The 7,862-nt window shown below is 39.5% G+C and carries 7 protein-coding genes and 1 pseudogene; 5 read left to right on the top strand and 3 right to left on the bottom strand.

Annotated elements, in window-relative coordinates; genetic code table 11:
* The first annotated feature begins 487 nt into the window (after nucleotides 1-487).
* Nucleotides 488-964, top strand: coding sequence for a type III secretion system chaperone (locus tag L2764_RS24715; RefSeq protein ID WP_248943029.1), 477 nt, complete (start codon nucleotides 488-490; stop codon nucleotides 962-964).
* Nucleotides 965-1,120: 156 nt separating this feature from the next.
* Nucleotides 1,121-2,491 carry a hypothetical protein gene (locus L2764_RS24720; RefSeq protein WP_248943030.1) on the top strand — a complete coding sequence of 457 codons (1,371 nt, stop codon included), beginning with the start codon at nucleotides 1,121-1,123 and terminating at the stop codon, nucleotides 2,489-2,491.
* Between the two features lie 17 nt (nucleotides 2,492-2,508).
* On the opposite strand, the gene L2764_RS24725 is transcribed toward L2764_RS24720, so the two are convergent.
* Entirely contained in the window at nucleotides 2,509-3,372 is an 864-nt protein-coding gene (locus L2764_RS24725; RefSeq protein WP_248943031.1) for an alpha/beta fold hydrolase, read from the bottom strand.
* A gap of 50 nt (nucleotides 3,373-3,422) precedes the next feature.
* Entirely contained in the window at nucleotides 3,423-4,940 is a 1,518-nt protein-coding gene (pdxR, locus tag L2764_RS24730) for a MocR-like pyridoxine biosynthesis transcription factor PdxR (RefSeq protein ID WP_248943032.1), read from the bottom strand.
* 167 nt (nucleotides 4,941-5,107) lie between these two features.
* Between pdxR and L2764_RS24735 the strand changes: the two genes are divergently transcribed.
* The 3 genes from L2764_RS24735 (at nucleotide 5,108) to L2764_RS24745 (ending at nucleotide 7,458) form a co-directional block, all read left to right on the top strand.
* The gene (locus L2764_RS24735; protein ID WP_248943033.1) at nucleotides 5,108-5,737 is read left to right on the top strand and encodes a GNAT family N-acetyltransferase; all 630 of its coding nucleotides are present in this window, start codon (nucleotides 5,108-5,110) and stop codon (nucleotides 5,735-5,737) included.
* 69 nt (nucleotides 5,738-5,806) lie between these two features.
* The gene (locus L2764_RS24740; RefSeq protein WP_248943034.1) at nucleotides 5,807-6,427 is read left to right on the top strand and encodes an FMN-binding negative transcriptional regulator; all 621 of its coding nucleotides are present in this window, start codon (nucleotides 5,807-5,809) and stop codon (nucleotides 6,425-6,427) included.
* 482 nt (nucleotides 6,428-6,909) lie between these two features.
* On the top strand, nucleotides 6,910-7,458 hold the full coding sequence (locus tag L2764_RS24745) for a cupin domain-containing protein (RefSeq protein WP_248943035.1): 549 nt from the start codon (nucleotides 6,910-6,912) through the stop codon (nucleotides 7,456-7,458).
* A gap of 62 nt (nucleotides 7,459-7,520) precedes the next feature.
* On the opposite strand, the pseudogene L2764_RS28405 reads toward L2764_RS24745, so the two are convergent.
* A pseudogene (locus L2764_RS28405) lies at nucleotides 7,521-7,640 on the bottom strand (transposase domain-containing protein); the annotation flags it as partial.
* Nucleotides 7,641-7,862: the final 222 nt, after the last annotated feature.

Here is a 7,862-nt window from a genome sequence, read left to right on the forward strand (position 1 = left end):
AAAGTAATCAACAAAGTCATTAGACTAGGTATGCCTGAGAGAAACACCAATATTTAGATTTTTAGCAAAAATGGGGATGATCAAACCTTATATGATTTGATCAACAACGCCCTTATGGGGTCAGTAAGTCATAATTGATCGACATTTGTTTATTTTTTGCTTTCAAATGTCGATATTGATAATTATTGTATCATTTTTTAGCGATCTTAATTGATTAACTCTTACTTTTGTTTTATTTATGCACTTATTTTTCATGTGTTGTAATATTTATTTAAACATAATTAACTTTATATTCAATAAAGATAAAATATGTATCGAAATTTGTTTTTTTCTATATTTTTTTATTCTATGATATTTGTATTGATTTTTACTATTGGTGTTGTTGTTAAGATTTACTCACCATTTCTATTAATCTATTAATCTATTAATCTATTAATCTATGGTTTTAGTCAATACGTTGAATCTTAATAATGTATAAGGAGTTGGCATGTCAGATGCAAAGCAGGTGGATCTTATTTTAACTGAATTAGGTGCCATGATGGCAATAGATTCGATTAATAAACATGATGAGGACAGTTGGAGTATACAATTTGAAGATAATAAGCTTGTTGAACTCTTTTATACCTCTAGCCAGCATAAACTGACATTGCAATATCATATTGGTATTCCTACATTATCTGAAATTAATAAATTACATAATTTGTTACTTGAGTATAATTTAAGTTGGCCTGAATCGGGTGGCGTACAAATGGCATTAAATAAAAGTGATGGGAGTGTCATTCAATTATTTCAATTGTTTACTCAGGACCTGTCAGTGCAGGTTATGATTGATGTATTGACGAATTTTATTGAACGTGCCGATATCTGGCAAGGTATTATTCATGATCAAGGTTTATTTAATCAAGTTGCTTCGGTTAAGTCCACTAATAAAAATAATCGTTTTCAATCACAATTATTAGTATAGTTTTTATTATTTTAAATCTTATTGTCGTTAAGGTCTTTACCGCTTACAGCGTCGGAGGATTTTGACTTTATAGCCATCTATAATCCCTTTTTTTGGTTAATGTTAGCCTACGCGAAAACCTTGGTGTGGGGGGATTCATTTATTTTGAGGTGATATATGCCAACTACCACGATCACTCCCAGTACGTTTAATTTTGATAATTTAACATCATTAAAACGTAATATTCCAGATGAAAACGAAGTTCGAGGGAAAAACACACGTACAACAGGTAGTACAACTCTTTATAGTAAATTAGGCGTAAAAGACAGCGGCATTACGAGTGATAAGAGAACGAGTACATCATGGGGGTCAACAAATTTTTTAGATAGGCAAGCCAAGTATGATAAAGGCCGTACTGAATTTAAGGCGGCACTTTTGCATCTTTGTGAGTCTTCAAGGTTTTCAGGAAAAGAGTCACATATAACGTCTCTTTTTAACGATATTGCTGATCGGACAAGAGGGGATGGCCATACTGGGGTATTAAAGGGCAGTGATATTACAGAGGCATATAATCGTTTGACTCAGCCATCTCCAAGTAAACTAAAAGTACCAAAGCAGCAATCGCTTTTACAAATGAGTCACAGCCAACACTCTCCAGTTAAATTAACGACTCATTCAACATTAAGTCAGTTGAATCCATCTCCAATACAAACAACTACTATTGTAAAAGAAGCCAGCAGTAAAGAGAGCAACTCAACGTTAAATCAAGTTACCCAGCAGATGTTACAAGCGAATATAAAATGGGCGCAAGGCGATGGGGATGAAGGATTTTCTTCCACATTGTATGAGCATGTAGGGGATAGTAAATCAATTAAAGCGTTAGATCTTCAATATCCGACTAAAATGCCTAAAGCATTTAAATGTGAGCAAGCGGTTGTATATGCATTAATGCAATATGCCAAACAAACTGGCAATGATGATATTTTTTCGGCGACGAAAGAAAATGCATTAAGCAATAAAAGCACTATGGTAGATGAGTATGAGTATGATCAAGAGTTTAACTTTAATTTATTAGGTATTGGATTTGATAATAAAGAAATATTTACTGATAAGAGTGAACTGCCTGAATTGAAAGCAGGCGATGTTTTATCATTTGGTTATATGAGTCATGTAGTGATGGTTGTTGAACCCAATAATGAAAGTAAAGGTCAATCTTTGGTGATGGATTGTTGGGTGTCGGAAGGTGTATCTAAATGCCGTGTTAGAACATTAGACGAAATACAGAGTGAAATAGATAATAGTGACTTATTGGTTTTAACTGGATTTCAATCAGATGCTAGCTACTTACTAAATAATGAAAGTGCAAGAAAGGAGTTAGGGCTAAGTTTTAGTGATGTAGAGAATTTAACGGGTATTATTACTTCTAATGGTGTGGGCAGTGAAACGGATGAAACATCATTTGTTGAGACTCCAATGACGAAGAAGTTGGCCCAACAAGTGCGTGAAGAATATAGTTTCTTACGTCATTCTAGAGTATTAACAGAATAATACATCATCTTAAATGACTATTTGTTTTTTATAAAATCTAGCACGATTCGATTAAACAGATTGGGGTTTTCAACCATCATAAAGTGATTACCCCCTTGTTGTTCTTCAAATACAAATAACTTTGAGCCCGAGACTTGTTCATGCATCCATTGGTGTGATTGCCAAGGATGCAGGCTAGCTCTGCCTGTGATAAAGAGAACGGGCAAGTTGAGCTTTTTAAGAATATCGCGGTAATCCTGACAAATATTATTTAAATATAACTGACTCGCAGCATCTCCTGGGATGTCCATACAGCTTAAGATAAAGTCTTTTTGAGTTTGAGTGGCGTAGGAGGTGGTCATGGCATTGACGATGTTTTGGCTGAGTTCATTATTATCTTCATTAAGGAAACCATTGGTTAATCCATGTAGCTCAGCAGCTGGGTAAATAGCACCATATTGCTGCTTTTGACTGTCAGACCAAGCGGGGTTGACCAGTAAGACGGCGGGTTCATCGACAATGATGAATTGTTTGATAGATTGATGGCCAAATAAGTCGATGTAATTGTACACCATGGCCGCGCCGAGTGAATGACCGACGATAGTGACTTGTGTTAATGCTAAGGTCGTCAGTAAGTCGTGTAGATCATGAGCAAAGCGAGCAATACGATAGCCAAAATCGACCTTTTCAGACTTTCCATGGCCGCGCTTATCCAGTGAGATCACCCGATAGTCTTGACTAAAAGCCTCCATCTGGTGTTGAAATATGTCGGCAGAGAAGCCACCACCGGGCAATAATAATAAGGTTTCACCTTGACCTGCTTCTAAGTAGTGTAATTTTGCACCATCACTGGCGGTAAAAACATGAGACTGGACAGGGTTCATAAGGGCACCTTTATTCATTGCGGTATCCATGGTTGTAAAAAAGGACTTGAACTGATTATAGTGAAAGTCTATACATGCTCCACAATTGACGCAGCCATTGACTCAGAGTGAGGGTGAGAGTCTATAAAATTGAGTATGATCCCTAAGCCTTGTTGTAATTTCTCTTGACTCATCCCAGCAAAACCAATGCGAACATGATGATTTACGCTCTTTTGAGGGTTGAGCTGAAAGTGTTTTTCGGATAACAGGTAAATGTCGTTCTGATCACAATATGTCTCAAGGGCTTCAGCGTTATCTCCGACATCAAGCCAAAGCGCCATGCCGCCTGCAGGCACAATAAAATTAACGGGTTTAAGGCTCTGGAGGTTATAAGCATTTAAGAGCGAAACGAGGTGATCGCGACGCTGATGATATATTTTGGTCATTTTTCGTAAGTGACGTTCAAAAGCGCCTGCTTGCATCCATTTGCCTACCGCCTGCTGCATGAGCACATTGGGTTTGTGATTCATGATCTGTCGGTAGTGTAATAAAGCAGGGGTTAATGTTTTATCAATCGCCATAAAGCCTAACCGGCCACCTGGAAACATTATTTTTGAAAAAGTCGCTAAATAAATAACCAAACCTTGGGGGTCGTCGCTCGCCATTGGGGTCGGTGGTTGGCTGTCATAATGAAATTCATGATCATAATCATCTTCAATAATGGCAATATTATGTTGAGCCGCCAGTTGATAGATGGCCATTCTCTCCGCTATGGGTAAGGTTATCGTCGTGGGGTATTGGTGTAGTGGGGTGAGGTAAATAAGCTTAATGGATTGACGTTCAACAAGTGTTGTTAACGCCTCAATATCGATACCCTTATTATGCTGCTTGATGGGGGTTAATACTGCGCCTGCGGATTGAAAAGCTTGCCAAGCGGGCTGATAACCTAAAGACTCTACCGCGACATGATCGCCAGGGGTTAATAGGACTTGAGATAATAAATATAGGGCTTCTTGGGAGCCATTCACTACGATAATGTCTTTATTCATTATGCCTCGCGCTTTTCGTAAATAAGCCGTCATTTGCTCAATAAAGAGTGACGTCCCAGCGGGTTTGCCGTAATAAAATTCTGTTAAATCAGGTCTGACTAAGCTGTCACTGAGATAAGTTTTAAACTCTTGAAAAGGAAACAGACTGAGATCGGCTTGTCCGCCTGCAAAATTGTAGTGAAACTCATGGGCGGGTTGTTTGTCATGTCGCTGCCCCGTGGCTTTGGTAAAGACATTAGGACTCAATGACCATTGGAATGTTGCGGCGGATGGGTTAACCGAGTTGGGCGACTGCTGGCTGTTTTCAATCGGTAAGTCTTGATTCACTTGATAGGCTTTACGCTCGATGGAGGTGAGCCAACCTTGTGCGATGAGTTCTTGATAAGCTGTCATGACGGTATGGCGATGACTATTAACTTGTTTGGCGAGGAGCCGTGTTGACGGTAAGGTTTCACCCGGTTGTAATTGCCCTGATTGTATGGCGTGCTTAATACTCATCGCGATCCGTAAGAAGCGTGGATGGATTGTATTGTTAAACTGTAATACCAGTGATGTCATGGGCTTTCCTTGATGTCAGCAATGAGCTTTTTATAAATAAAAGTGATTATGATTTTTTCATCTCATTGAATTATTCAAACTGGTCTAATTAAAATATAATATCTGGTCGTTAATGTTATACCAGTTTTGAGTGAAGATGATAACACGTTCATTTCTAGAGGTGTGTTATGATGACGACACTTAATTCTTCCTTATTGAGCTCTTCCTGTGCCTTAAATGGCTCTTCCTTTGTGGTAAAACCTTTAAGTCTAACGTTGGATAAAATCACCCTGAGGCCGATGGTGATGCAAGATGCGAATGCTTTGCTTTTAGCGGGCCGCGCGAGTCAACTTTGGCGATGGGTACAGCCCAATCACTGCGCTTCTTTAGTGAGTATAACAGCTTGGATTGAAACGTCTTTGGCGGCGCAAGCAAGAGGGGAGCATGTGCCGTTTGTGATCATCGATAATGAGACCCAAGTATTGATTGGCAGCATTCGATTTTGCTCTATTCGTGCAGAGGATCGTAATCTTGAAATTGGCTTTACGTTTATAAAGCCTGAATTTCATCGTACTTACGCGAATACTCAAGCTAAATTATTACTATTGACTCATGCTTTTGAAGCGTTAGGAGCGATTCGTGTCGAGTTTAAAACCCATGAAAACAATCAGCAATCGAGGCTGGCTATTTTAAGGCTTGGTGCGACATTTGAAGGGATATTAAGGCATCAGCGTATTTTAGATGATGGAACGCTGCGTAATACCGCGCTTTTTAGCATTTTCATACTGAGTGGCCCAGGGTTAAAGAACGATTGCTGATAATGGCCGCGTTGCCGACATCTGTCGTTTAATGATGAGGTTATGGCGTTTTGTCATCAGGAGGTTTAAATGACAGCAAAGAGTGTAATGAAGATAAAGGACATGCAGGCATTAATCGGGACGGATCCTTTTGGGCTCTTAGTCTCATCAGTGGCTTCCGATTTAGCCGCCACGCATTTACCCTTAATATTTGAGCGAGACGACGGGATAAAGGGGAGTCTCTATGGCCATTTTGCTCGGGCAACCCCGCATTGGCGGCAGTTGGATGGTGAAGAGGTCTTGGTTGTTTTTAACAGTCCCCATGCCTATATCTCTCCGCGTTGGTATGACACGACACCCAATGTACCGACATGGAATTATGCAGCCGTTCAGGTAAAAGGGAGGCTACAGTTGCTTGATGATAGACAGACTCTTGAGGTGATGGAGAAAACATTTGCGCAATTTGAACCGTCATTATTAGTCGATAATGATATTTCGACTCCTGAATATCGGCAGCGGCTTTTGGCGGGGATCGTGGCCTTTAAAATCGAGATCATCAATTGGCAAGGTAAGCAAAAATTAGGACAGCAGCGAAGCCTTGCCGATCAACAAGGCGTTGTGAAAGGCTTACAAGCCTCAAACACCCCCGAGTCTCAGTGCTTATTGCAGTATATGCAGACAACCAAGCTGGGACTTGGGGAGACGGTATAAGGCATTGCTATCCCACCACGAGAGAATTTGTACTATGATAGAGATTGTCGCGAAGGGCTAGGTAGCTTGGTAACGATAACATGAATACGGGAAATGGAATGTATCGGAGATGGTGATGCAGCGTGATAAAAGGAACTTTTGGTAATAGACTTCATGTTAGGAAAATGGAAATAATGATCGCTTGTGGTGTCCTAAATCGTTTTACTGGGCTTGGTATACATCAAAGTTACCGATCTAACTAATTAATATTAAAAGATCTTATGTATTAGCATTGCAATAAATCCATGTGTTGGCCTAATGGGATAAGGAATTGTGAACCCATAGACACGGTAATGTTGAACCTAGATAAAGCGTCTGACGAAGACACGGAAAAGGTAGCGTAAAATTTAAGTAAAGAGTGCCAATTATCTTGAAAAACATCACACTCGATAATCAGTTAGCCCTTTGTGTCCAAAATATATATTACTGAAGTGATAATGTTCATGACAAGAAGAATAGTAACAGCATTTAATGCGGAAGGTCACTCCTACATTGCAAGCGACTCAGAAGTTACGAATACAGTTGTGCCTTCGCATGATTTATTACCAGGCCTTTCATATGACAACGTTTGGATGACCAAATACGGAAACCATCCCGAACCTGGCTTTACCGATGTTACTAAAAATATAGATATCGCATTGAGCCCTTCTAATGGAGAAAGCATTTTAAGAATTACAAGATTCCCACCGGAAAAGGAATTTCTTGATAAACTGGAATCCATGGGTACCAATCGCAGTAAAGCATTTCTCGATACTCTCGATTTTGCGAGTGATAACCCCCGGCATCCATTAATGCATAATACGGATTCATTAGACTATGGGATTGTTATTTCTGGGAGTATATTCATGGTGTTAGATGATGGTGAAACACAGTTATTCCCTGGAGATATAGTTGTTCAAAATCACACCAATCACGCATGGTCAAACCGATCAAATTATCAATGTGTAATAGCCTTTGTCTTACTGGACACTTATTTACCCAAGCCCAAATGAAATGCACATAGACAGCTATTTTTTATTTCTGATTTAGCTATATTCATCTGGGTTGCAATATCTCATACTGAGCGCTGTTTAAATAAGCTCATACCAACAATTGACCAACGTACTGTTTTTAAGGGTAAACGGCGTTTTCTAATAGTAGCAACCCCTACTTGCTGAAATCCCTGTTCAATTAATTTTGGTAAAAGAGTCTTTCGGCAAACTTTTCAAAAGAATGAAATGTATTGCAAGCATCAAGAGCCGTTGCTAATTCAGCCTCAAAGCGCATATGAAAATGATCGGTCAACCGTGAGCGTCCGGCGAACTACGCCTTGCTTAGTTTAACGTGCCAGGGTAAGAGACTATTGAGGTCGCAGTTGGGAGAGGATAATTGTTCCAAACAGTGTGCGATATAATCG

This window comes from Shewanella surugensis (assembly GCF_023284005.1).
Taxonomy (GTDB): domain Bacteria; phylum Pseudomonadota; class Gammaproteobacteria; order Enterobacterales; family Shewanellaceae; genus Shewanella; species Shewanella surugensis.